This window comes from Nonomuraea sp. NPDC001636 (assembly GCF_040298265.1).
Classification (GTDB): Bacteria; Actinomycetota; Actinomycetes; order Streptosporangiales; family Streptosporangiaceae; genus Nonomuraea.
This window is the reverse complement of the sequence record NZ_JBEOZT010000003.1, coordinates 129145-151911: the sequence shown is the minus strand read 5'-3', so window position 1 is coordinate 151911 and position 22767 is coordinate 129145. Positions and strand designations below refer to the sequence as shown.

Below are 22767 nucleotides of genomic sequence, written 5' to 3'. Positions count from 1 at the left end.
TCCCCTTGACGATGGTGGTTCATGAGTTCCAGGCTGCTCGCCGGGTCGCTGGCGACCATCGGGGCCGGGGGCGCCCTGGCGGGTGCGCTGCTGGGGTCCGGGCTGCCCGCGCCGCCGCAGGAGTGGGCCTTCGGCGTGCTCGGCCTGGTGCTGCCCGCGCTGGGCTGGCTGCTCACCGTCCGCCGCCCCGACCTGCGGTACGGCTGGCTGTTCCTGGCCGCGGCCGCCTGCTTCGGGCTCGGCGCGCTGGGCACCGGCCTGGCCGTCAGGTTCCACTACAGCGGGCCGGTCGTCGTCTGGCTGTCCGTGCTCTATGCCACGTTCTACGGCCTGACCTGGATCTTCGTCCCGCTGCTCTTCCCCGACGGCCGTCTGCCGTCCCGCCGCTGGCGGCCCGTGGCGTGGATCGGCGGGGTCGCGATCGCCATGCACACGGTGGGAAACGGGCTGTTCGGCGTCGATCCGGCCCGGCCGGGCGAGCTGCCGCGCGAGCTGACGGCCGGGTCGGTCTGGGCGGCCCTGGCCGGCGCGCTGGGCCAGTTCCTCGTCTTCCTGACGGCCGTCGTCGTCCTCGCCGGGCTGGTGGTCCGCTGGTGGCGCAGCGAGCCGGCCGAGCGCGGACAGTACGCCTGGATGGTCGCCGGCACCGCCGTCCAGCTCCTCGCGGGCGTGCTGCTGCTGTTCCTGCTGGACGCGCGGTTGTGGGGCGCCGCGGTGGTCGGCCTGCTCGCGGTGATGACGGCGCTGCCGGTCGCCGTCCTGGTGGGGATCGTGCGGCACCGGCTGCTCGACATCCGGCTCGGCCTGCGGGGCTCCCGCCTGCACCTGATCTTCGACCTGCGGCCCACCGTGGACGAGGTGCTGTCCGGCCTCGGCACCGCGCTGGCGGCCACGCCAGAGCCGGTCGAGCAGCTCGGCAGGCTCGCCGCCGCCGTCCGCGACGGGCTGGAGGCCAGGTGGGCGGCCGTGACGCTGGCCGACGGCACCCGGGTGGCCGCGGGCGAGGAGGAGGGCGGGACGGCGCTGACCGTGCCGGTGCGCGGCGGCCTCGGACGCATCGAGCTCGGCCCCCGCCGCGCCGGCCGGTACGACCGGGAGGACCGGCGCCTCCTGGAGGCCCTGGCCGTGCCCGCCGGGCTGGCCATCCAGAGCGCCGGGCTGGTCGTCCGCCTGGTCAACGCCCAGGAGGCCGAGCGGCGGCGGATCGAGCGCAACATCCACGACGGCGTGCAGCAGCAGCTCGTCGCGCTCATCGCCGGGCTGGAGCTGGCCCGCGTCACCGGCGCCGGCCCCGACGCGCTGGCCCGCCTGCGCGAGCAGGCCCGCCAGACGCTCACCGACCTGCGCGAGCTGGCCGCCGGCATCCACCCGTCGGCCCTCAGCCAGGGCGGCCTGGTGGAGGCCGTCGAGGAACGCTGCTCCGGGCTGCCCGTGCCCACGACCGTCACCGCCGACCCCGGGCTGCGGGCCCGCCGGTTCGCCGACGAGGTCGAGGGCGCGATGTACTTCACCGTGAGCGAGGCCGTCGCCAACGCGCTCAAGCACGCCGCCGCCGCCCGGATCGAGGTACGCCTGACCCTGGCGCCGGGCCGGGTACGGGCCACCGTCGCCGACGACGGCAGGGGCTTCGACCCGGCCACCGCCGCCCGCCGCGGCCTGGCCACGCTCGCCGACCGCCTGGACGCGCTGGGCGGCGGCATGGAACTCCACAGCGAGCCCGGAAAGGGGACGCGCATGCACGCCTGGGTGCCGGCCGATGCCTGAGCCCGTCCGCACGGTCGTCGCCGACGACCACTACCTGGTGCGCGAGGGCACCCGGCAGCTGCTCGAACTGTCCGGCGAGGTGACCGTCGTCGGCGCGGTCGGCGACGCCGACGAGCTGCTGGACGCCGTGCGCCGGCTGGAGCCGCAGGTCGTCGTCACCGACATCCGCATGCCCGGCGGCGAGTGGCGGCCGGGCTTCGAGGGCATCGACGCGGCCCACCGCATCAGGGCCGGCCATCCCGGCACCGGCGTGGTGGTGCTGTCGCAGTTCTCCGACGCCCTGTTCGCCTTCGAGCTGTTCAAGCACGGGACGGCCGGGTTCGCCTACCTGCTGAAGGACCGCGTGGGCGACCTCGACGAGCTGCTCGGCGCGATCCGGGCGGTCGCCGGGGGCGGCTCGGTCATCGACCCCAAGGTGGTCGAGGGCCTGCTGGCCAGGCGCGAGGTGCGCGGGCAGGGGGAGTCGCTGACCCCGAGGGAGCGGGACGTGCTGCGCGAGATGGCCCACGGCCGCTCCAACGCCGGCATCGCCCGCGCCCTGCACCTGTCGATCTCGTCGGTGGAGAAGAACGTGAACGCCATCTTCACCAAGCTGGGTCTGGAGAACAGCGGCGACGTGCACCGGAGGGTGGCCGCCGTGCTGGCCTACCTGGGCCCTTCCGACCGCTGACTCAGCCGAACACGGCCGGGGGCGGGACCGGGGCGAGCACGGCGTCGCCGTCCTTGATGGGGTAGGCGCCGCCGATGAAGTTCTTCAGCGTCTCGCCGTGCACGCAGCGCGCCTGGGTGAGGCCGCCGGCCGCGCGCCGGGACAGCAGGTCGAGCGGCAGCTCCGTGCGCGAGGCCGCGACGATCAGGTTGCCGAACCGGCGGCCCCGCATGATCCCCGGCTCGGCCAGCAGCGCCACGTGCCGGAACGCGTCGCACACCGTGGCCAGCAGCCGCTTGGCGAACGCCAGGCCCTTGCCGTCGGCCATGTTGATCAGCAGCGTGCCGTCGGGGCGCAGCACGCGGGCCAGGTCGCCCATGTACTCCGCGGTGGCCAGCTCCACCGGCATCGTGGCGCCGGTGAACGCGTCGAGCACGACCAGGTCGGCCGAGTCGTCCCACACCTTGGCCGTGCCCTCGCGGCCGCCGGCCACGATGACCTTCAGCCGGGGGACCGAGCGCAGGTCGAGCTGCTCGCGGACCAGGTTGACCAGCAGGCCGTCGGGCTCGATCACGATGTGCCGGGAGCCGGGGCGGGTGGCCGCGACGTAACGCGGGATCGTGCACGCGCCGCCCCCGACGTGGACGCAGCTCAGCGGCCCCTCCGGCAGGAGGTCGATGACGTCGGCCATGAGCCTGACGTACTCGAAATCCAGAAATGTCGGGTCTTGTAGGTCAACGTACGACTGAGGTACGCCATCCTTGGACAGCACCCAGCCGTCCTGCCTGTCCAGGTCCCGGAGAAGCTCGACCTCGCCGAACGTCACCGGATAACGGCCAGGCATCGGTTCCCGCTGTCCACGTGCCACGCTGATCCCTCCCTGGGAGAACCGTATGCGACGCAAGAGGCTGATTGTGCTCGTCATCGCGGTTGTCGCGGTTTTGGGGGCGGGCGCCTTCGCCGTTCTGGCCGCCGGGCAGGTCAAGGGCAGCGCCGCGAAGACCGCCGCCGCCTACTTCGACGCCTGGCGGAAGGGGGACGTCGCGGGCATGGCCCTGCTGGTCGACCGGCCGCCGGCCGACTTCTTCGACCGGCACCGCGACCTGTCGCAGAACCTGCACGTCGAGTCGATCCGGCTCACCCCGGGGCCGGTGCGCGGCACGGGGGAGGAGTCGGCCGAGGTGCGCTTCACGGGCGTCCGGGAGCTGACGGACCTCGGGCCGTGGCCGTTCGAGAGCACGCTGCGGCTGGGCGTGCGCGACCGGGCCTGGCGGGTGCTGTGGACGCCCGAGACGCTGCACCCGCTGCTCAAGGACGGCGGCACGCTGGAGGTGGAGGAGGTCGAGGCGCCCGCGGCCGAGCTGGTGACCAGCGAGGGCGCCAAGATCCCCAACGACAGCTACGCCGACGCCTACCTCGATCCGCTCAAGCCCGAGTTCGCCAAGGCCAACCACGGGCTGGAGCTGGTGTCGCGGATGCCGGGACGGCCCGACAAGACGCTGCTGACCCGCCTGCCGAAGGCGAACGTCGAGCGCACCACCCTGTCGCAGCCGGTCCAGGCCGCCGCCGCGCGGGCCCTGGACGGCGTGGCGAACTCCTCGATCGTGGTGCTCAGGCCGAGCACGGGCGAGATCCTGGCCCTGGCCGACCGGCTGGAGGACAACTTCAGCGCGGTGCGCGACGCCTTCCCGCCCGGCTCCACGTTCAAGACGATCGTCGCCGCCGCGCTGCTGGAGAAGGGGGTCGCCACGGGCGACGAGATGGGCTGCCCGGCCTCGTACGCGCCGGACTTCGCGGCGGCGATCAGCAACGACGGCGACGTGGACCGGGGCACCGTGACCTTCGCCGACGCCTACGCCTACTCCTGCAACACCACGTTCGTCGAGCAGGCCACCAGCCGGCTGTCCATGGAGGACCTGCGCAGGACCGCCGCCCGCTGGGGGTTCGACCGGCCGATGGCAACCGGCGTGGGCGGCCGGTGCGGCACGATGCAGCAGACCGACGACACGGACATGTTCTCCCTGGACGTGATCGGCCAGGGCACGGTGGTGGCCACCCCGCTGTGCATGGCCACCGTGGCCGCCGCCGTGCAGAGCGGCACGTGGCGCTCACCCCGCCTGCTGTCGGAGGACGACGTGCGCCGCGTGGACGGCGAGCCGTTCCCCGACGTCAAGCTGGACGAGGGCGTGGTCGGGGCGTTGCGGGAGATGATGGCCGCCGTCGTGGACCACGGGACGGCGAGCCAGGCCGGCCTGCCGGAGGGCGTGGCGGGCAAGACGGGCACCGCCGAGGTGCAGGACCAGACGTCGCACGGCTGGTTCATCGGCTACCGGGGCGACCTGGCCTTCTGCGTGTTCGTCAGGAACGGCGGATCGGGCCGCTCGGCCGCGGTGCCGATCGCCGTGCGCTTCCTGAACGGCCTGTGACCTTCGGCACTTCAGCTCAATCCGTAACCTACGGTACCGTAGGTTACATGACGACCATCACCGTGAAGCCGAGGCTGCGTGGCTGGTTGCACACCGGGGCGCTGCCGGTGACGCTGGTGGCCGGGTTCGTGCTCGTGGCGCTCGGCCCGACCCTGCAGGCCCGGCTGGCGGCCGGCGTCTACGCGATCACCTCGGGGCTGCTGTTCGGCATCTCGGCGACCTATCACCGGGGCACGCTGGGGCCGCGCCTGGCCGAGGTGCTGCGCAGGTTCGACCACGCCAACATCTACCTGATCATCGCGGGCACGTACACGCCGTTCGGGCTGCTCGCCCTCGACGGCGCGGCCAGGGTCGCCGTGCTGTCGGTGGTGTGGGGCGGCGCGCTGGCCGGGGTGCTGTTCCGGGTGTGCTGGATGAACGCGCCGCGCTGGCTCTACACCGTCCTGTACCTGGCGCTGGGCTGGACGGCGATCTTCGTGATGCCGCAGCTGCTCGAAGGGGCCGGGGTGGCCGCCGTCGTGCTGGTGGCCGTGGGCGGGCTCTTCTACTCGGCGGGCGCGATCGTCTACGGGCTGCGCCGTCCCGATCCGTCGCCGCGCTGGTTCGGCTTCCACGAGGTCTTCCACGCCTGCACGATCGCCGCGTACCTGGTGCAGTACATCGCGGTGTCGATCGTGGTCTATTCCCACATGTAGGTTGACATTTGACCCGGTGCTGGTCTCTTTTCGCATGAATCACGGAAAGCAGACCAGTATGCAGGAACTTTCGCGTTCGTGGTGGCTGCTGCTCGTCCGCGGCATCGCCGCGATCATCTTCGGTGTCCTGGCGTTGATCTGGCCGGGGATCACTCTGCTGGTGCTGGTGATCTTCTTCGGTGCGTACGCCATCGTCTCCGGCGTCTTCGAGCTCTTCGCCGCCTTCCGGCACGGCGCCCGGTCACGGGCCTGGCTGATCTTCTCCGGCATCGTCGGCATCGTGGCCGGCATCATGGCCTTCGCCTGGCCCGGGATCACCTCGCTCGCGCTGCTCTACCTCATCGCCTTCTGGGCCATCGTCTCCGGAATCTCCGAGATCGTGGCGGGCGTGCGGCTGCGCAAGTCCATCGAGAACGAGTGGATGTTCATCATCGCCGGCATCCTGTCGGTGATCTTCGGTGTGCTGCTCATCATCTGGCCCGGCGCCGGAATGCTGAGCCTCGTCTGGCTGATCGGCATTTTCGCGATCCTGTATGGAATCGCGATGATTGTGCTGTCACTTCGTTTGAAGAAGTTCACTCGCGGGGCAGGAATACCGTAAATTTTACGGATACGACCGGGTTCCCTGTATGGAACCTCCGGCCTGTCTCACGACATTGGAGAAGGCATGGACGTACACACCCGCCTTGCCCGTCACCTGCTCGTCGATGGCTACCGTCTCGTCCTCGATCTCGAACTCAGCCGCGGCTCCTGGTTGGTGGACGCCCGCAACGGCCGCCGCTACCTGGACTTCTACACCTTCTTCGCGTCCGCCCCGCTCGGTGTGAACCCGCCCTTCGACCCCGACTTCGCCGCACTGCTCGGCCAGGTCGCCCGGAACAAGCCCGCCAACCCCGACATCTACACCGAGCACCTGGCCGACTTCGTCGACACGTTCGTCCGCGTGCTCGGCGACCCGGAGCTGCCCCACCTGTTCTTCGTCGAGGGCGGCGCCCTGGCCGTGGAGAACGCGCTCAAGACCGCCTTCGACTGGAAGAGCCGGCGCAACGAGGCCGCCGGCCGCCCCCGCGACCTGGGCACCAAGGTCATGCACCTGACCCGCGCCTTCCACGGCCGCAGCGGCTACACGCTGAGCCTGACCAACACCGAGCCGGGCAAGACCGACCGCTTCCCCAAGTTCGACTGGCCGCGCATCGACGTGCCGGCCATCCACCTCGGCGACGTCGAGGCCGCCGAGGAACGCGCGCTGGCCCAGGCCAGGGCGGCCTTCGAACGTCACCCCCACGACATCGCCTGCTTCATCGCCGAGCCGATCCAGGGCGAGGGCGGCGACAACCACATGCGCGGCGAGTTCCTGCGCGCCATGCAGGCCCTGTGCCACGAGCACGACGCCCTGTTCGTCCTGGACGAGGTTCAGACCGGCGGCGGCACCACCGGCACGCCCTGGGCCTACCAGCAGCTCGGCCTGGCCCCCGACGTGGTGGCCTTCGCCAAGAAGGTGCAGGTCGGCGGGATCATGGCCGGCCGCAGGGTCGACCTGGTGGCCGACAACGTCTTCCAGCTCAGCGGCCGGATCAACTCCACCTGGGGCGGCGGCCTGGTGGACATGGTCCGCAGCCGCGGCCTGCTGGAGATCATCGAGCGCGACGGCCTGATCGCGCGGGCCGGCCGGCTCGGCGGCGTCCTGCTCGAACGGCTCACCAAGCTGGAGGCTGAGCACCCCGACACGGTCTCGGGCGTGCGCGGCAGGGGCCTGATGTGCGCCTTCGACCTGCCCGACCAGGCCGCCAGGGACGGCTACGTGACCCGGCTCAGGGAGGAGCACGGCGTGCTGGCGCTGCCCTGCGGGCCCCGGTCCGTCCGCCTGCGCCCGGCGCTGAACATCCCCGAGGCCGACCTCGAACACGGCCTGGGCGCGCTGTCGGCCGCGCTCTGAGCGCCGCTCACTCGGTGCTCACTCACTCGGTCGAGGCGATGCTGGTGGCGCTGCGGCGCGGACCGCCGTAGCGCCAGAAGAAGTTCAGCAGCACGCTGACCCGGTTGCGCCCGCCCAGCAGGTACGCCACGTGCACGAAGATCCAGGCCAGCCAGGCGGGCAGGCCGCGCATGGTCAGCCCGTTGCGCAGCTGCAGCACCGCCTCGGCCTTGCCGACCGTGGCCATGATCCCGGGGTCGCGGTAGGAGAAGCGGCTGAGCGGCCGTCCGTGCGCCGCGGCCAGGATCTGCCTGCCCACGTGCTTGCCCATCTGGATGGCCGGCTGGGCGAGCTGGGGCAGCGGGTCCGGCTGCCCGGCCAGGTCGCCGGCCACGAAGATCTCCGGATGGCCGGGCACGTTGAGCGCGTCGGTGAGCGTGATCCGGCCGCCCTTGCCCTGCGGCAGCCCCCAGTCGGTCACCTCCTTGGGCGCGGTGACGCCGAGGGCCCAGACGGTCACGTCGCTCGGCAGGCGCGTCCCGTCCTCCAGGATGACGGCGTCCGGCTGGACGCCCGCCACCGTGGCTCCCAGGCGCATCCGGACGCCCCTCCTGCGCAGCGCCTCGGCCGCCGCGTCCCGCAGCCGCGGCTTGTACGGCGCCAGCACGTAGTCGAACCGCTCGACCAGGGTGACGCTCGTCTGGTCGGGCCGGATCTCGGGATGCGTCAGCGGCACCGTACGGCGGCGCAGCTCGGCCAGCGTGCCCGCGGTCTCCACGCCGGTCGCGCCGCCGCCCACCACCACGACGTGGGCGCTCTCGCGCCGGCCCGCCGCGGTGTCCTCCAGGCAGTGCTGGAGATGCCGCCGCAGGTCGGCCGCGTCGCGCAGCGAGTAGATCGGCAGCGCGTTCTCCTCGGCGCCGGTCACGTGGACCCAGTTGGTGGTGACGCCGGTGGCGATCACCAGGTAGTCGTAGTCGAGGGTGGAGCCGTCGGCGAACTCCACCCGCCGGTCGTCCGGGTGCACCTTGCTCAGCGCGGCCCGGTGGGCGCGGACGTTCGGCCACTTCGCGGCGAACGTACGGATCGGGTAGGAGACGTCGGACGTGCCCATCCCCGCCGTGGCCACCTGGTAGAGCAGGGGCTGGAAGGTCGAGTAGGGGTTCCGGTCCACGAGCGTGACCAGGGCGCCGCCCTTGGCCAGTTCCCGCGTCGCGGCCAGGCCGGCGAAGCCCGCCCCCACGACGACGACGCGCGCTCTCCGCACCATGACCACGTCCCTTCCCGGATTGCGTTCCATGGTCCATATGGCACCCAGAGCATCGGTTAAACCATTTCTGCCGTAGACACCACCGGGAAGTGGGGAGATCCGGGGTAGGGCACCGGTATGTCTGAGCAAGTGACCACGATGGAACGCCTGGGCCGCCGGATAGCCGAACGTCGCGAATCGCTGAACCTGAGCCGGCAGGAGCTGGCCGACAGGTCCGGCGTGGCGGTCGGCTACGTCGCCTATCTGGAGGACCAGTCCGGCATCTCGGTGCGCGAGGCCCTGGCCCGCCTGGCCGAGGCGCTGGAGACCACCGTGGAGGGCCTGCTCGGGGAGGTGACCGAGCCCGCCGGCGCGGGGCCGGCCTCGGCGCACCCCACGCTGGTGCCGCTGGCGGAGGAGGAGTGCCTGCGCCTGCTGCGGCCCGGGGGAGTGGGCCGGATCGCCTTCGAGGGCCGCTACGGCCTGACCGTGCTGCCGGTGAACTTCCGGATGTCGGACGGGGCGATCGTGTTCCGCACCGCGGCGGGCGGCAGCACCGACGAGGACCTGAGCACGGGTGTGGAGGACGTCGAGTACAAGGTCGCGTTCGAGGTCGATCGCATAGAGGAGCTGACGCGGGGCGGCTGGAGCGTGCTCGTCCACGGCTCGCTGCACCACGTCACGACCGAGGACGAGCGGGCCGAGGCAGCGAGCACGGGCGTCGAGCCGTGGGCCGGCGGGCGGCGCCAGCACTACCTGAAGATCAGGCCCACCCGCCTGACCGGCCGCCGGATCACGACCGGCTGAACCCCCGCCGGGTCAGGAGCCGTCCTTCCTGAGCGACAACCACAGTCCGATGGCCGTGACCCGGGAGTCGACGCCGAGCTTGGCGTAGATCCGGTTGACGTGGTTCTTCACGGTCTTCTCGCTGAGGAACAGGCATTGGGCGATCTGGCCGTTGGACCGGCCCGAGGCGATCAGATCCATGACCTCGGCCTCGCGTTTGCTCAAGGACGTGATCACGCTGTCGAACGCTGCGTCGTCGACTCTCATCCGGCCTCCGGGGGCGCGCAGACGGTCTGATCGCCGATGGCCCCCGTGCTTCCGGCGTTAGCGGTAGACAGCGAGCATAACTCGCATTGTCCCGATTTGGGGGCGTTGTCGGGAGAAAACGACAACAGCCGGTCCCGAGGGACCGGCTGTGTGCTTGGGGTGAGTGAAGGGACTTGAACCCTCGACATCCAGGACCACAACCTGGCGCTCTGCCAACTGAGCTACACCCACCATGGCCGCCCGCTCCGTGACGGCACAGGAAAAGTGTAGCGGGGTTCGGGAGTCTTTACGCCATCCAATTAGCCGCTGACCCGCTCGGCGAGTTGCCGGGCAGTCGCCGAGTCGGGGCCGGGCTGCGCCACGAAGATCGCCGCGCGGTAGTAGCGCAGCTCCCTGATGCTCTCCTTGATGTCGGCGAGCGCGCGGTGTCCGCCCTGCTTCTCGGGGGCCGCGAAGTAGACCCGCGGGTACCAGCGGCGCACCAGCTCCTTGATCGACGACACGTCGACCATGCGGTAGTGGAGCCAGGCGTCGACCCCGGGCATGTCCCTGGCGATGAACGTGCGGTCGGTGCCGATCGAGTTGCCGCACAGCGGCGCCTTCTTCGGCTCCGGCACGTGCCGCCGGATGTAGTCGAGCACGAGCGACTCCGCCTCGGCCAGCGTGACGCCGCCCGGCAGCTCGGGCAGCAGGCCCGAGGCGGTGTGCATCTCGCGCACCACCTGCGACATCTGCTCCAGCGACTTCGGCGGCGGCTTGATGACCACGTCGACGCCTTCGTCGAGCTGATTGAGCTCGCTGTCGGTGATGACACAGGCCACCTCGACCAGCGCGTCGCGCCCCAGGTCGAGCCCGGTCATCTCGCAGTCGATCCAGACCAGCACGTCACTCATTCGATCTCCTCGCCCAGCGGCTCGGAGCAATCCGCCCGCTTGTTACCCCACCAGCCTAGTGCCCCCGCTTACGCGGGCTTGAGCGAGCCGAGAACCTTCGCCACCACGTCCGTGCCCAGATTGTCGGGAACGGAGATGTACAACAACGTCGGACGCTGCCCGGCCCCGCGGTCCATGAGCACGATCGCGGCGTTCTCCTTCTTCCACTTGTAGCCGTTCTTCTCCGCGACGGCGGTGAAGTCGAGCTGGAACTGCATGACCCACGCGTCATGGTCGCCGATCTTCGTGGCCTTGTTCTCGATGAGCTTGGTCGTGTGCTGCGGCTCGTAGAACTGGGTGCTGAACTGCATGAACAGCGCCTTGGCGGTGTCCTCCAGCGCCGCTGCGCCGGTGTAGGGGATGAGCGCGGCCAGCGGGCCGGCGTAGGCGTTGCCGATCCAGTCCTTGTCGCCCTCGTAGTTCTCCTGCGAGCTGGCCTGCACGCCGCTCGTCCACATCTGCTGGGAGGGGTCGGCGCCGTTGACGTCGCCGTACGCGGGCACCTTCCAGCCGTCGGGCGCCTGGTAGGACAGGCCGCTCCGCGAGTCGGTGATGCGGCCGTCCTTGGGCTGCGGCAGCTCGCCGCCCTGCGGGGGGAGCTCGGTCGGCGGCCCGGCGGAGGGCGGTTCGGCCGTCGGGAAGGGCTGCGGCTCCTCGGTGGTGGGCGAGGCGACCGGGGTGCCGCCGCCCCGGTTGAGGAAGAAGATCCCGGCGACCACGATCAGCGCGACCACGACCAGCGCGGCCAGGCCGCCGAACACCCACGGCAGCGGGTTGCCCTGCTTGGGCGGCGGCGCCTGGCCGGGGCCGGGCAGCGGACCGCCGGCCCACTGTGTGGGCTGCTGTGTGGGCTGCTGCGTGGGCTGCTGCGCAGGCTGCTGGCCGAAGGCGGGCAGCTGGCGGGTGGGCTGCCCGTAGGCGGGCAGGCCCTGGGCGGGCTGACCGCCGTAGGGGGGCTGACCCTGCGTGGGCTGCTGGTCGGCGGGCGGCCCGTAGGGCGGCTGGCCGGCGGAGGGCCGGCCGTACTGGAGCGTGGGGTTCGCCGGGGTGGCCGACCAGTCGGGGGACGACTGGGGCTGCGGCCCCGGGCCCGGCCCCGGGCCCGGCTGCGGCCCGGAGGACGGCTGCTGCGGCTGAGGCTGCCGCTCCTGCGCGTGGGTGGCGTCCGTCCATTGGTTGCCGTCCCACCAGCGGAGCTGCGGCTCTCCGTACGGGTCGGGGTACCAGCCCGCGGGGGTCTGCGTGGTCATGCCCGTCAGATTAGTAAGAACCGCTTTGTTGCGCATTCAGGGAAGGTCAGCACTTGTAGGTGAAGCTCGCCTTGTCGGTACGCGCCGGGCCCGGCGACAGCACCTTCAGCGTGGCCGTGGCCTTGACGTTGCTCTTGCCCGACAACGTCCAGCGCAGCGGCACCGAGTAGGACGTCTTGTCGGCGCTCGTGCGCAGGCTGCCCTTGACGACCTCCTTGTCCAGGTTCTTGCGCCACTCGTAGCGGATCTCGCCCACGCCGCCGTTGGTGACCACCGTCCCGGTCAGGACGATCGCGCCGTCGCAGCCCAGCGTCTTCTTCGGCGCCACCACGTCGATCGACCGCACCGCCAGCTCGGGGGCGTCTGTCAGCCTGAACCAGGCCACGATCGCGCCCGCCATGACGACCGCGAAGAGCGCCGTGGACAGGATCGTGCGCCGCCGCCGTCGTCGCGACACCTTGGCCACCCGGCCCTGGGACCGCTTCTCCGGCCGGTGGACGGTCGCGGCGCCGTCGCGTCCCTCGCGCCAGATGCGTTCGGCCGTCGTCTCGGGCTGCCGCACGGTGCCGGCACCGGCTCCCGGGCCGCCCACCCCCGGGCCGAACTGCAGGCGCGGCGGCGACCCCGACGCCGGCACGTGCAGCAGCGTGACGATGTCGCCCTCGTCCTGGGGCGCCGGCGGCGGCTGCGCGGCGAACGACGGCGGCTGCGCGAACGCCGACCGGCCGCGCGCCGCCCGCGCCAGCGCGTCCCGGCTGATCAGGCCGCCGGGCAGCGCCGCGCGTTCCTGGCTCAGCATGGCGCGGGCCGGTTCGAGGCCGAGCGTGGTGGCCGTGCCGGCGGCCCGTTCGAACAGGCCGGCGGCCCGCGGCGCGGTCTGCGTAAAGGACGCGGCCAGCCCGCGGGCCAGCGACGCCCAGCCCGCCGCGTCCCGCTCACGCGGCGAGACCTGGCCGCGGATCGCGTCGGACAAGCCGCGCTCCGACAGCAGCGCGGCCCCCTCGGCGGTGATCACCACCGTGCCCGGGTGGACCGAGCCGTGCGTGACCCCGGCGGCGTGCAGCGCGAGCAGCGTCTGCGCGGTCTCCGTCAGCACCGACGCCGCCCCCGCCGGATCGACGGGCGCGCCGGCGAGCAGGTCGGCCAGCGTGGGGCTGACCGCCTGCGCGGTGAGCAGCCACACCTGGTCGCCCGCCGCGACCACGTCGGCCACCGGGATCAGCCCGCCCATGCCGCCCAGCACGAGGTGCTGGTCGGTCATGACCGTGTTCACCACGCGCTCCCGGACGCCGGGCAGGCCGATGACCCGCGGGTCGAACAGCAGCGCCCCGGCCCTGCGGCCGTCCGGCGAGATGGCGTCGATCCAGTTGCCGAGCTCGGTCATCCACGTGTGCTCGGTCAGCCGGAATCCGGCGATACCGTTCCTGTGGTTGTCCATCCCCCTTGCCCCCCGGCGCGTCTAGCGCTGCTTTCTGTGGCGTCCTGTCATGCGACGTTTCACCGCAAGTGTGACCGGAACCGCGCCGGACGTCATCAGGCCGAGCGCGAGGAGTCCGGCCTGCGCCTTGCCCACCGTGTCCAGGGTGGGCGTCTGGGTGCCGCCGCCCTCGCCGCCGCTCGGCGTCCCGGTCGGACTGGGCTCCTCCGTCTCCGAAGGCGGCGGGCTGCTCGGGGGCGTCCTGGTCGGCGGCGTCCTGGTGGGCGGGGCGGAGGTCTGGGTGGGCGTGGGAGCGGCCGAGGTGGGCTTGCTGCCGTCGCTGGTCGTGCTGTTCTTGCCGGTGATGTCCGGCTCGGGGGAGTCGGTCGGGGTCGGCTTCGGCGTCCTGACCGGCCGTCTGGTCGGCTTCCGCGTCGGTGTCGGCGTGGGCGTCCTGGACGGCGAGGCCGTCGCCGCCGCCGTCGCCGTCGGCAGGACGGGCGGCGGGGTCGAGACGGCCGGGTCCGCGGAGGTCGGCGTCGGGTCCGGCTCCGGCGTGGTCTCCTCGGGCGTCGCGGTCGGCTCCTCCTCCGTGGGCTCCTCGTCGATCACCGGGTCGGTCGCGCTGGGCGTGACCTCGCTCGTCTGGGCCCGCAGCACCGGCTCGTCGGAGGAGGAGTTGACCAGGATCACGCCCACGGCCACCACCACGCCCACGGCGACCGCGCCGATCGCGATCTTGGCCGAGAGCTTGCTCAGCAGGCGGGCGGGGTCGGGGAAGCGGGTCTCGGTGAGCGCGGTGTGCGTCTCGGCGGCATCGTGCAGGGGGCTCGGGAACAGCAGGATCAGCAGGCCGGCGAGCGCGGCCAGGCGGCGGCGTCCGCGCTCCTCCCAGTCGGCGCCGTACGCCTCGGCCGCGATGGCCTCCAGCTCGGTCAGGAACGCCTCGGCGGACGGCGGCCGTTCGCCCGGCTGCTTGGCCAGGCCGCGTTCGACCAGGCTCTGGAGCGCCGTGGGCACTTCTTCGACGGGCGGCGGCGCGCTCTGGTGCTGACGGGCGAGCGCGGCGATGTTGGACGCACGGAAGGGCCGGGTGCCGGTCAGGCACTCGAAGAACACGACCGTGGCGGCGTAGACGTCGGTCGCCGGCCCGGCGGCCCCGCCCGCCCACTGCTCGGGCGCCATGTACGGCGGCGTGCCCGCGGCGCTGGCCCCCTCGCCGGCCCGGACCGCGATGCCGAAGTCCACCAGCTTGCTGACCCCGTCGCCCTGGACCATCACGTTCTCGGGCTTGAAGTCGCGGTGGACGACGCCGATCGCGTGCGCGGCGGCCAGCCCCTGGAGCGAGCCCTTGAGCACGACCAGCGCCGCCTCGGCCCCGGTCGGCCCCTCGGAGCGCAGGATCTCGCGCAGCGAGACGCCGTTGACCAGCTCCATGACGATCGCCGCGCCCTGCCCCGACTCGACGTAGTCGATCAGGCGCGCGTGGTGCGAGCTCTGCAGGGTGCCGAGCAGCCGGGCCTCGTGCCGGAACCTGGCCACGAAGCCCATGTCGGACCTGAGCTCGTCGTTCAGGTATTTGATGGCGACTTCCACGCCGTCGTGGTCACGCGTGGCAAGGACCACCCGGCCGGCGGCACCGCTGCCCAGTTCCCGGACTTCGGTGTAGCCGGGGACCCCCCACTGCCCTTCGCCGTACATAAACGGTCTCCTCTGGAGTCATTCGGGCCCCCACCCGCATCAAACGCTGCGTAGCTTAACCAGAGGGAAGGGCTTTCCCACCACCGATATGCCGATATGGCCAAATTTGCGAGGTTAGTCCACCGTGCCGGGCTTATCGGATTGCGGGGATTCCTGCGGTTTGGGCGTTTCCTGTGGTTTTGGGGTTTCTTCGGGCTTGGGTGTCTCTCTGGGGCATTCTGGGGTTTTTCCGCTCGCCCGGTCCGGGCCGCCGGCCGCCTCCGGCGTCGTGGACGCCGTGACGGTCCAGGTGGTGCCGCACGGGACGGTCCTGAGCGCCCGGCTCACCGTCCTGGTGTACGCGGTGTCGCCGGACAGCGTGAGCCGCTCCGAGCCGGCCGGCTCGCCGCCGAGCAGGAACCCCACGTCCAGCGTCACCGGCCGGTCGTCGGCGGTGACCACCGAGACGGTCGCCACCAGGCCGCCCTCGCCCGGCCCGGCCCTGACGATCGAGACCCGTCGCACGGCGGGCGGGCAGGTGACCTCGACCCGGGCGGTCCGGACGCGGTCGGCGGCGCGGACCCGTACCGACAGGGTGGAGCCGCAGGGGCGCACGCGGAAGGCGTGGGTGAAGACGCGGGAGTAGGAGGTCCGGCCGGACAGGCTCGCCGTACGGGCGCCGACGGTCTCGCCGTCCACCGCGAACGCGGCCTCGACCGGGAGCTCGCCGGTGCCGTCGGCGGTCACGGCGACCCGGGCGCGCGCGGTCAGCCCCGGCGCGTCGGGCATCGCCAGCGAGACGAACAGCCCGTTCACCCGCGTCGGGCAGGCCGGCACCGGCGCCGAGGAGGACCGGGCGCCGCCCGGCGCGGCGGGGGAGGTGACGACGGTCAGCGTGACGGTCCCGCCGCACGGCCGTTCGCCGAGGTCCCAGGTGAAGGCGCGGGTGTAGGACGTCGCGCCGCTCAGCCGCAGGCGCTGGACGTGGCCCTCGCCGCCCGGCGCGGTCCACGTCCCGGTGGCGGTGACGGGGGAGCCCCCGGCGGTCCGGACGGTGACGGAGGCGCGCGCGAGGCCGTCGCCGTCGACCGTGACGTCACCCACGCTCACCCCGAGAACGGTCGCGACGGGCGTCGGCGTCGGGGTGGGGGTCGGCTTGGGCGTCGGCGTGGGCGTCGGTGTGGGGGACGGCGTCGGCGTCCGGGTGGGCGTCACCGGCGGCTTCGGCGTGGCGGTCCTGGTCGGCTTCCTCGTGGGCCCGGCCGTCGGAGTGCGCGGCGCCCGGGTGGTGACGGGCGGCCTGGAGGTCGTCGGCGGCGGCAGCAGCTCGGGCGAGGACGCCGGCGACGGCGGCCCCTCGGGAGAGGTCCGCGGCGTCGCCCCGGGCGTGCTCGGCGGCGCGAGCACGGCCTCGGCCGTGCTCGGCGGCGCGGTCACCGCCTCCGTCGTGGCCGGCGGCACCGCGGCGGCCGCGCCGACCGGCTGCTCGGCAGGCTGCCGCCGGGCGGCGAGCGCGACCACCACCGCCACCGTCACCACCGCCACCAGGGCGGTGCCCATGCCCACCCGCACCGCGTTGGACCGCAGGCCGCGGAAGACCGTCCTGGCCAGGGACGTGGTGACCTCGGGGGTGGGCTGGGGCGGGGCCGGCAGGAGCAGCGCGAGCAGGGCGACCAGCGCGGCCAGGCGCCGTCTGCCCCGCTCCTCCCAGTCCTCGCCGTACGCGGCCCGCGCCGTGGCCTCCAGCTCCTCGACGAAGGCCAGGGCGCTCGGCGGCCGGTCCCGCGGCTCCTTGGCCAGGCCGCGCCGGACGAGCTCCTGGACCGGCTCGGGCGCGTCGTGGAAGGGCACCGGCGCGTGCACGTGCTGGTAGCCGAGCACGCTGGGCTCGGTGGACCGGTACGGCCGGTGCCCGGTCAGGCACTCGAAGAAGACCGCGGTGGCCGCGTACACGTCGGTCGCCGGCGAGGCGGGCCGGCCGGCCCACAACTCCGGCGCCATGTACGGCGGCGTCCCCTCCGGATGCGTGGCCGTGCCCTGCGGCACCGCGACGCCGAAGTCCACGAGCTTGCTCATCCCGTCGTCGCGGACGAGCACGTTCTCGGGCTTGTAGTCCTTGTGCACGACCCCGGACGCGTGGGCCCTGGCCAGGCCCAGCAGCGAGCCCTTCAGCACGACCAGCGCCGCCTCGGGCTCGGTCGTGCCGTTCTCACGCAGCAGGGCGCGCAGCGAGACGCCGTTGACCAGCTCCATCACGATGCAGGCGCCGTTCGGCTCCTGGATGTACTCCCACATCGTGGCGATGTTCGGGTCGCGCAGCGAGGTCAGCACCCGCGCCTCGGCCTGGAAGCGGGACAGGGCGGCGGGGTCGCGCAGCAGCGCCTCGGAGAGGTACTTGATCGCGACCTTCACGCCCGTCTCGTCGTGCACGCCCAGCACGACGCGCCCGCTCGCGCCCGCGCCGAGCTGTCTGATCTCCGTGTAACCGGGAGCACTCCACTCCATCGCCCTCTCCCATCAGGAGCCGGCCCACCTGATGAGACGCGTGATCAAGGAGTCGGGTTTGCCAGGTGGTTCCGGATTCATGGAACTACTCCCGACGGAGGATGTGAACCGGTATATCGATACCTTCTGGAAGTGCCGGATCCGGTTGCGGTTCGCCCCAGGTCGTGACCAGCGGATGCACCCCGGCCCAGACCGGCAGCGCGTAGTCCTCCTCCTCGTCCTCCGGCGCCCCGCTGCGGATCTTGACCGACGCCTCGGCCAGCGACAGGGCCAGCACGGCGGTGGCGGCCAGCTCCTTGCGCGTGGGCGGCCGGACGTAGTCCCACTGGCCGGGGGCGAGCTGCTCGGTGAGCGCCCGCAGGGCCGCCAGCCGCTCGTCGGGGTCGCTCACCAGCCGGGCCCGGCCGTAGACGATCGCCGAACGGTAGTTGACGGAGTGGTTGAAGACCGAGCGGGCCAGCACGATGCCGTCCAGGTGGGTGACCGTGACGCAGACCTCGGCGCCGTCGCCGGCCCGCAGCGAGCGCGCGCCGGTGGAGCCGTGCAGGTAGAGCGTGTCGCCGATCCGTCCGTAGCCGGTGGGCACGACCATGGGATGGCCGTCGGCCACCACGCCGAGGTGGCAGACGAGCCCGCTGTCGAGCACGTCGTAGAGATCGTTCCGGTCGGTGCTGCCGCGGTGCTTCTCTCGGCCGAGAGCCGTGCGCGGGGTGGAGGAGAGCATGATTCGACGCTAATCGCGAAGTGGACCTATCCTGTAGGGCCACTAACCGACCCTTCCTAGAGACCACTTTCGTGCGCACCCACATTGACCTGCCGGTATCCCTGTCCCGTGACTCGGCCGTCCCGCTGACCACCCAGCTCGCCGGCTGGCTGCGGCACGCCATGATGGGCGGCGCGCTCGCGCCGGGCGAGCGGCTGCCGTCCACGCGGGCGCTGGCCGACCAGCTCAAGGTGAGCCGGACGGTCGTCACCGAGGCGTACCAGCAGCTCTACGCCGAGGGCTGGCTGGAGGGGCGCCACGGGTCCGGCACGTTCGTGGCGGCCATGGAGTCGCACGTCCCGCCGCGCGAGAGCCCGTACGAGCCGGCGCCGCCCGCCCGCCGTCCCGAGGGCGAGTGGATCGACCTGCGCCCCGGGGACCCCTGGGTGCGCGACTACGACCGGGCCGCCTGGAAGCGGGCCTGGCGCAGGGCCGGCGAGCTGCCGCCCGGCGACTCGCCCGACCTGCACGGCCTGCCGCGCCTGCGCGAGCTGCTCGCCGACCACCTGCGCAGGGCCAGGGGCATGGCCGTCGGCCCCGAGAACGTGCTGGTCACCAGGGGCACCGGCAACGGGCTCGACCTGTGCGCGCTGGCCCTGCTGGCCGGCGGCGGACGGGCGGGCGTCGAGGACCCGGGCTACCACGTGGCCCGCACGGTGTTCGCGGCCAGGGGCGCCGAGGTCGTGCCCTGCCCGGTGGACGAGGACGGCGTGATCGTCGACGACCTGCCCCGCGACCTGCGCGTCCTCTACACCACCCCGGCCCACCAGTACCCGCTGGGCGGCCGGCTGCCGATCCCGCGCCGGGAACGCCTGCTGTCCTGGGCCAGGAGCACCGGCGCCACGATCGTCGAGGACGACTACGACGCCGAGTTCCGCTACGACGTCGCCCCCCTGCCCGCCCTCTACGGCCTCGACCCCACCCGCGTGGTGCTGCTGGGCTCGCTGTCCAAGACCCTGGCCCCCGACGTCGGCGTCGGCTGGCTGGTCGGCACGCCCGACCTGGTGAGCCGGATCGCCGCCCTCCGGGGCGCGGTCTCCGACCGCACCAGCGGACCGGTCCAGCAGGCCGTCGCCACCCTGCTGGAACGCGGCGACCTCGACCGCCATCTGCGCAGGATGCGCCTGGAGTACGCCCGCCGCCGGGCCGCCGTCGTGGAGATCCTCGGCCCGGTCTGCCGCCTGCGCGGCGACACCGCCGGGCTGCACGTGCTGGCCGAGCTGCCGGCGGGCGACGTCCAGGAGGTCGTGGAGCGGGCCAGGGAACGCGGCGTGCTGCTCGACCCCGCCGACCGGCACCACCACGACCGCGCCCGCCTGCACGGCCTGGTCCTCGGCTACGGCTCGGCCTCGCTCAGGGACGTCCGGCGCGGCTGCGCGGTGCTGGCCGGGCTGATCCGGGATGCTCAGACCGGATTGAGTATCTGAGCGCTGGCGCCCGCCGGGCCGCCGCCCGCAGGGTGACGGTCATGAAACCCTGGCTCCTGCCGGCCTCGCTGATCGTCACGGCGGTCACCGCGTGGCTCGTCCTGTACGCGGGCGTGCCCCTGTCCACCCTCCTGTCGCTGGGCCTGGGCGCGATCTGCCTGGTCTGGCTGGTCGTCCTGCTGACCTTCCCGTGGAACCTGTCCTTCGCCGCCCGGCAGGTGGTGCGCGACATCGCGGTCTCCCGCGAGGCCGGCATCGACGTCCCGGCCCGCGGCGAGGAGGAGGCCAGGACGATCGCCCGCCGCATGCTCGTCCTCGCGGTCGCCGGGCACGTGGTCTCGGCCGTCGTGGTCGCGGTGGTCACGTTCTTCTCCGGGCGGCAGATCGGCTACTACTTCGCCGGGTTCTACCTGCTGGCCACCGCGTTCCGCCCGGCCGGGGCCTACGTCGGGCACCTGCGCGAGCGGGTCAGGACGCTGGGACGCGAGGTCCGCTACCCGCGCCTCGACGTGATCGCGCTGCGCGACCAGGTCGAGGCGCTGTCCGCCGCCGCCGAGCGGCTCACCCGGCAGGCCGGGGAGATCGGCGGCGAGCTCGCGGCCACCAGGGCCGGCCTGGAACGGGCCGACCACGACCTGGACCGCCGGATCACGCTGATGGCCCGCCGCTTCGAGGAGACCGTGGACGGCCTCAACGACAACCAGGAGATCATCACCGGGCTGCGCGCGTTCCTCAGACTGCTTCGCGCGGACCCCGCGTAGGCGGCTCCAGACCGCGCAGGACGGGCAGCGAGCGGGCCGCGTACAGCGGGTCCACGGGCAGCACGTGCCGGGCCCACCAGCGCGCCGGGCCCGGGTCCGGCGAGGCGTCGGTGAAGCCGAGGGCGTACTCGTCGTACGGCGGGTCGTACAGGTAGCCGGTGGCCACCCCGCGGCGCTCCAGCTCGGCGACGGCCGCGTCCCTGTCGCGCACCAGCAGCGGGACGCGGAACAGCGGCTGGTCCAGGTTGGCCGGCACGGCGGGCGCCACCGTGGGCAGCTCGGCCAGCCGGGCGATCCCGGCCAGCCGCCGCGCCCGCTCGCCGGGCACCTTGGCCAGGCGCCTGGACTGGTACCAGCGGACCAGCCGGCCCCGCCGGGCGCGGTAGGCCGCCAGGTCGGCGCGTACCCACGGGTCGAACGGCGGCAGCGCGGGCACCTGCTTGAGCGCCAGCTCCAGCGCGTCGGGCTCCAGGGCGATGCGGTAGCCCTCGCGCTCCTCCTGCATGCCGAGGGCCCGCATGAGCGCGAGCGCCGGACGGACGAGGTCGAGCCTGAGCGCCGCCTGCCGGGCCATGGAGGTGGCCACGCTGAACAGGTCGGTGCGCAGCGCGCCGGGGACGAGCAGCTCGTCACGGGCGCGTTCGAGCGCTTCGAGGTCGGCGCGGTCGCTCACCGCGAGCACGCCGCCCGAGCCCGCGCCCGGATGTTTGGACAGGCTGAAGACCCCCGCCTGCCCGAACGTGCCCAGCGGGCGTCCGCCGGAAGTGGTCTCCAGGGCGTGCGCCACGTCCTCGATCAGGATCTTTCCCGTGAAGGCGGACACCTGGTCGGGCAGGCCGTACAGGTTCGTCGTCAGGACGGCGTCCACCGTGGACAGGTCGACCCGGGAGACGTCGATGTTGCCGTCACGCGGGGACAGCGGCGCGATCACCGGGCGCAGACCGGCCGCCAGCACGAGGAAGAGGATCTCGTCGGCCGAGACCGGCGACATGAGCAGCCGCTGACCCGGCAGGCACCAGTGGCGCAGCGCGAGGTAGAGGCCGAGGCGGTTGGATGGGAGCCACAGGCAGTGCCGCCCGGTGCGCTCCGCGATGAGTCTCACCCTTGTAGGACGGTACGCAGTCGCCCGAAAGTTTTCAACGCTTTGTCCGCGGTCTTGAGCAGCAGCGGATTGGCCATCACCGTGGCGCGCGTCTTGCGCACCGGCACCCGCATCATCCAGTGGACCCCGGCCGCCACTCCGGCCCTGGCCACGCGGCCCTCGGCCACCTCCAGCTCGCCGTTCTTGAGCTTCTCCTTGTACTCCTTCTCGCCCCGGCCCATGTCGATCACCTGGACGCCCGACGCGGCGGCCGCCTCGGCCATCGCCAGGTGGTGGATGAGCCCGGGGGAGTACTTGGCGTAGGCGGTGTCGTAGGCCGGGAACCAGCCGGCCAGCGTCGTGCGGGTGCGCACCCCGAAGTGCCCGGCCACCGGCACGTCGTCGACGTAGACCATGTCGAGGACGCCGGCGAAGCTGTCGGACCGGGTGGCGAGCAGCCGCTCGACCAGCTCGACGATCCACCGCTGGGAGAACCGGTCGGTGCGCCCGGTACGCCGGTACTGGTCGGTCTTCCAGCCGAGCAGCGTGTGCAGCGGCCCGGTTTCGGTGATCGCGTAGTCGTGGCGCAGCGGCCCCGACTCGCGCTGCAGCTTGCGGGACTTGGCCAGGGTCGACTTGTACGTCTTGCCGGACCGGGCGCGCAACGTCTCGGTGTAGGGGCCCCAGCCGTCGCGCAGGTCGATGATCGGCGAGGGGTGCGTGGTGTACCGCCCGTCGAGCAGCGGCTGGCCGGAGACCAGGTGGTCGTACTCGTAGACCGACAGCCCGCAGTCCTTGATCAACCGGCGCGGGTCGAGGTCGAGGCCCTTGGCGTGAACCAGGCCCTGCGCGTCGGTCAGCCCCGCGGCGACCGGCTTGCCGATGCCCAGCGGATGGCGTTCGAAGGGGAAGAAGCCGACGATGTCCGGCCCGTCGTACAGGACGGCCACCCGGACCAGGTCGCGGAGTTCGCCCACCGTGACCGTGAACTCCGGGGACAGGAAGGGGTTGTCGAAGGCGGCGTCGGACTCCTGCAGGGCGCGCCATCGGCTGAGCTCGGGCTGTCCCAGATCGCGAGGGTGGGCAACGGTGACGCGCATGGGCTCCTACTGTCGGCTTACCACAACCTGACCAGCATGCGGTCAGAGGTGTAGGGCCAGGTTAAAGGATGGGCGTCCATGCCTGGGATGTGCCGGGCCT

General features: G+C 72.6%; 20 protein-coding genes and 1 tRNA gene. 9 read left to right on the top strand and 12 right to left on the bottom strand.

Features of this window, described 5'->3' with window-relative positions; translation table 11 throughout:
• Positions 1 to 21: 21 nt before the first annotated feature.
• Positions 22 to 1764 (top strand): ATP-binding protein, encoded by a 1743-nt coding sequence (locus ABT158_RS07725; RefSeq protein ID WP_352351985.1) that lies wholly within the window; start codon positions 22 to 24, stop codon positions 1762 to 1764.
• Positions 1757 to 2434, top strand: a complete 678-nt coding sequence (locus ABT158_RS07720; RefSeq protein WP_352351984.1) for a response regulator transcription factor — start codon at positions 1757 to 1759, stop codon at positions 2432 to 2434. Before ABT158_RS07725 ends, ABT158_RS07720 begins: the two co-directional genes overlap by 8 nt.
• A 1-nt stretch (position 2435) precedes the next feature.
• Here ABT158_RS07720 and ABT158_RS07715 read toward each other — a convergent pair whose 3' ends face one another.
• Entirely contained in the window at positions 2436 to 3257 is an 822-nt protein-coding gene (locus ABT158_RS07715) for a spermidine synthase (RefSeq protein ID WP_352351983.1), read from the bottom strand.
• A gap of 49 nt (positions 3258 to 3306) precedes the next feature.
• Here ABT158_RS07715 and ABT158_RS07710 point away from each other — a divergent pair, with 49 nt between their 5' ends.
• The 4 genes from ABT158_RS07710 (at position 3307) to lat (ending at position 7470) form a co-directional block, all read left to right on the top strand.
• Positions 3307 to 4839 carry a penicillin-binding transpeptidase domain-containing protein gene (locus tag ABT158_RS07710; RefSeq protein ID WP_352351982.1) on the top strand — a complete coding sequence of 511 codons (1533 nt, stop codon included), beginning with the start codon at positions 3307 to 3309 and terminating at the stop codon, positions 4837 to 4839.
• A gap of 47 nt (positions 4840 to 4886) precedes the next feature.
• A complete protein-coding gene (trhA, locus tag ABT158_RS07705; protein ID WP_352351981.1) occupies positions 4887 to 5534 on the top strand; it encodes a PAQR family membrane homeostasis protein TrhA in 648 nt (215 codons plus the stop codon).
• Positions 5535 to 5550: 16 nt separating this feature from the next.
• Entirely contained in the window at positions 5551 to 6135 is a 585-nt protein-coding gene (locus ABT158_RS07700; protein WP_352351980.1) for an HdeD family acid-resistance protein, read from the top strand.
• 66 nt (positions 6136 to 6201) lie between these two features.
• Entirely contained in the window at positions 6202 to 7470 is a 1269-nt protein-coding gene (gene lat / locus ABT158_RS07695; RefSeq protein WP_352351979.1) for an L-lysine 6-transaminase, read from the top strand.
• Between the two features lie 22 nt (positions 7471 to 7492).
• On the opposite strand, the gene ABT158_RS07690 is transcribed toward lat, so the two are convergent.
• Positions 7493 to 8749: an NAD(P)/FAD-dependent oxidoreductase gene (locus ABT158_RS07690; protein WP_352351978.1), complete on the bottom strand. Its 1257-nt coding sequence runs from the start codon at positions 8747 to 8749 to the stop codon at positions 7493 to 7495.
• Between the two features lie 87 nt (positions 8750 to 8836).
• Here ABT158_RS07690 and ABT158_RS07685 point away from each other — a divergent pair, with 87 nt between their 5' ends.
• Entirely contained in the window at positions 8837 to 9505 is a 669-nt protein-coding gene (locus ABT158_RS07685) for a helix-turn-helix domain-containing protein (protein WP_352351977.1), read from the top strand.
• Positions 9506 to 9517: 12 nt separating this feature from the next.
• Here the strand turns inward: ABT158_RS07685 and ABT158_RS07680 are convergent, their stop codons facing one another.
• From ABT158_RS07680 to ABT158_RS07645, 8 genes are all read right to left on the bottom strand, one after another.
• Positions 9518 to 9751, bottom strand: a complete 234-nt coding sequence (locus tag ABT158_RS07680; RefSeq protein ID WP_352351976.1) for a helix-turn-helix domain-containing protein — start codon at positions 9749 to 9751, stop codon at positions 9518 to 9520.
• A 155-nt stretch (positions 9752 to 9906) separates the two neighbouring features.
• Positions 9907 to 9982, bottom strand: a tRNA-His gene (locus tag ABT158_RS07675).
• 68 nt (positions 9983 to 10050) lie between these two features.
• A complete protein-coding gene (orn, locus tag ABT158_RS07670) occupies positions 10051 to 10644 on the bottom strand; it encodes an oligoribonuclease (protein ID WP_352351975.1) in 594 nt (197 codons plus the stop codon).
• A 68-nt stretch (positions 10645 to 10712) separates the two neighbouring features.
• Entirely contained in the window at positions 10713 to 11933 is a 1221-nt protein-coding gene (locus ABT158_RS07665; RefSeq protein WP_352351974.1) for a DUF2510 domain-containing protein, read from the bottom strand.
• Positions 11934 to 11979: 46 nt separating this feature from the next.
• The gene (locus tag ABT158_RS07660) at positions 11980 to 13371 is read right to left on the bottom strand and encodes a protein kinase family protein (RefSeq protein WP_352351973.1); all 1392 of its coding nucleotides are present in this window, start codon (positions 13369 to 13371) and stop codon (positions 11980 to 11982) included.
• Between the two features lie 21 nt (positions 13372 to 13392).
• Positions 13393 to 15051 (bottom strand): serine/threonine-protein kinase, encoded by a 1659-nt coding sequence (locus ABT158_RS07655; RefSeq protein WP_352351972.1) that lies wholly within the window; start codon positions 15049 to 15051, stop codon positions 13393 to 13395.
• A gap of 114 nt (positions 15052 to 15165) precedes the next feature.
• Complete coding sequence (locus tag ABT158_RS07650; protein ID WP_352351971.1) at positions 15166 to 17535, bottom strand: serine/threonine-protein kinase; 2370 nt, start codon at positions 17533 to 17535, stop codon at positions 15166 to 15168.
• 85 nt (positions 17536 to 17620) lie between these two features.
• A complete protein-coding gene (locus ABT158_RS07645; RefSeq protein ID WP_352351970.1) occupies positions 17621 to 18259 on the bottom strand; it encodes a pyridoxamine 5'-phosphate oxidase family protein in 639 nt (212 codons plus the stop codon).
• 71 nt (positions 18260 to 18330) lie between these two features.
• On the opposite strand from ABT158_RS07645, the gene pdxR reads away from it, so the two are divergent.
• Complete coding sequence (gene pdxR, locus ABT158_RS07640) at positions 18331 to 19725, top strand: MocR-like pyridoxine biosynthesis transcription factor PdxR (protein ID WP_352351969.1); 1395 nt, start codon at positions 18331 to 18333, stop codon at positions 19723 to 19725.
• Between the two features lie 41 nt (positions 19726 to 19766).
• A complete protein-coding gene (locus ABT158_RS07635) occupies positions 19767 to 20486 on the top strand; it encodes a hypothetical protein (protein WP_352351968.1) in 720 nt (239 codons plus the stop codon).
• Here ABT158_RS07635 and ABT158_RS07630 read toward each other — a convergent pair.
• Both ABT158_RS07630 and ABT158_RS07625 read right to left on the bottom strand, forming a co-directional pair.
• Complete coding sequence (locus ABT158_RS07630; protein ID WP_352351967.1) at positions 20458 to 21588, bottom strand: DegT/DnrJ/EryC1/StrS family aminotransferase; 1131 nt, start codon at positions 21586 to 21588, stop codon at positions 20458 to 20460. The two genes, ABT158_RS07635 and ABT158_RS07630, sit on opposite strands and share 29 nt — an antisense overlap.
• The gene (locus tag ABT158_RS07625; protein ID WP_352351966.1) at positions 21585 to 22667 is read right to left on the bottom strand and encodes a GNAT family N-acetyltransferase; all 1083 of its coding nucleotides are present in this window, start codon (positions 22665 to 22667) and stop codon (positions 21585 to 21587) included. The genes ABT158_RS07630 and ABT158_RS07625 overlap by 4 nt, the downstream gene beginning before the upstream one ends.
• Positions 22668 to 22767 lie beyond the last annotated feature (100 nt).

What these genes read in the sequence shown, in the direction of transcription:
- ABT158_RS07725 (WP_352351985.1), top strand. Translation starts at nt 22, where the DNA reads ATGAGTTCCAGGCTGCTCGCCGGGTCGCTGGCGACCATCGGGGCCGGG.
- ABT158_RS07720 (WP_352351984.1), top strand. Translation starts at nt 1,757, where the DNA reads ATGCCTGAGCCCGTCCGCACGGTCGTCGCCGACGACCACTACCTGGTG.
- ABT158_RS07715 (WP_352351983.1), bottom strand. Translation starts at nt 3,257, where the DNA reads ATGCCTGGCCGTTATCCGGTGACGTTCGGCGAGGTCGAGCTTCTCCGG.
- ABT158_RS07710 (WP_352351982.1), top strand. Translation starts at nt 3,307, where the DNA reads ATGCGACGCAAGAGGCTGATTGTGCTCGTCATCGCGGTTGTCGCGGTT.
- trhA (WP_352351981.1), top strand. Translation starts at nt 4,887, where the DNA reads ATGACGACCATCACCGTGAAGCCGAGGCTGCGTGGCTGGTTGCACACC.
- lat (WP_352351979.1), top strand. Translation starts at nt 6,202, where the DNA reads ATGGACGTACACACCCGCCTTGCCCGTCACCTGCTCGTCGATGGCTAC.
- ABT158_RS07690 (WP_352351978.1), bottom strand. Translation starts at nt 8,749, where the DNA reads ATGGAACGCAATCCGGGAAGGGACGTGGTCATGGTGCGGAGAGCGCGC.
- ABT158_RS07685 (WP_352351977.1), top strand. Translation starts at nt 8,837, where the DNA reads ATGTCTGAGCAAGTGACCACGATGGAACGCCTGGGCCGCCGGATAGCC.
- ABT158_RS07680 (WP_352351976.1), bottom strand. Translation starts at nt 9,751, where the DNA reads ATGAGAGTCGACGACGCAGCGTTCGACAGCGTGATCACGTCCTTGAGC.
- orn (WP_352351975.1), bottom strand. Translation starts at nt 10,644, where the DNA reads ATGAGTGACGTGCTGGTCTGGATCGACTGCGAGATGACCGGGCTCGAC.
- ABT158_RS07665 (WP_352351974.1), bottom strand. Translation starts at nt 11,933, where the DNA reads ATGACCACGCAGACCCCCGCGGGCTGGTACCCCGACCCGTACGGAGAG.
- ABT158_RS07660 (WP_352351973.1), bottom strand. Translation starts at nt 13,371, where the DNA reads ATGGACAACCACAGGAACGGTATCGCCGGATTCCGGCTGACCGAGCAC.
- ABT158_RS07655 (WP_352351972.1), bottom strand. Translation starts at nt 15,051, where the DNA reads ATGTACGGCGAAGGGCAGTGGGGGGTCCCCGGCTACACCGAAGTCCGG.
- ABT158_RS07650 (WP_352351971.1), bottom strand. Translation starts at nt 17,535, where the DNA reads ATGGAGTGGAGTGCTCCCGGTTACACGGAGATCAGACAGCTCGGCGCG.
- ABT158_RS07645 (WP_352351970.1), bottom strand. Translation starts at nt 18,259, where the DNA reads ATGCTCTCCTCCACCCCGCGCACGGCTCTCGGCCGAGAGAAGCACCGC.
- ABT158_RS07635 (WP_352351968.1), top strand. Translation starts at nt 19,767, where the DNA reads ATGAAACCCTGGCTCCTGCCGGCCTCGCTGATCGTCACGGCGGTCACC.
- ABT158_RS07625 (WP_352351966.1), bottom strand. Translation starts at nt 22,667, where the DNA reads ATGCGCGTCACCGTTGCCCACCCTCGCGATCTGGGACAGCCCGAGCTC.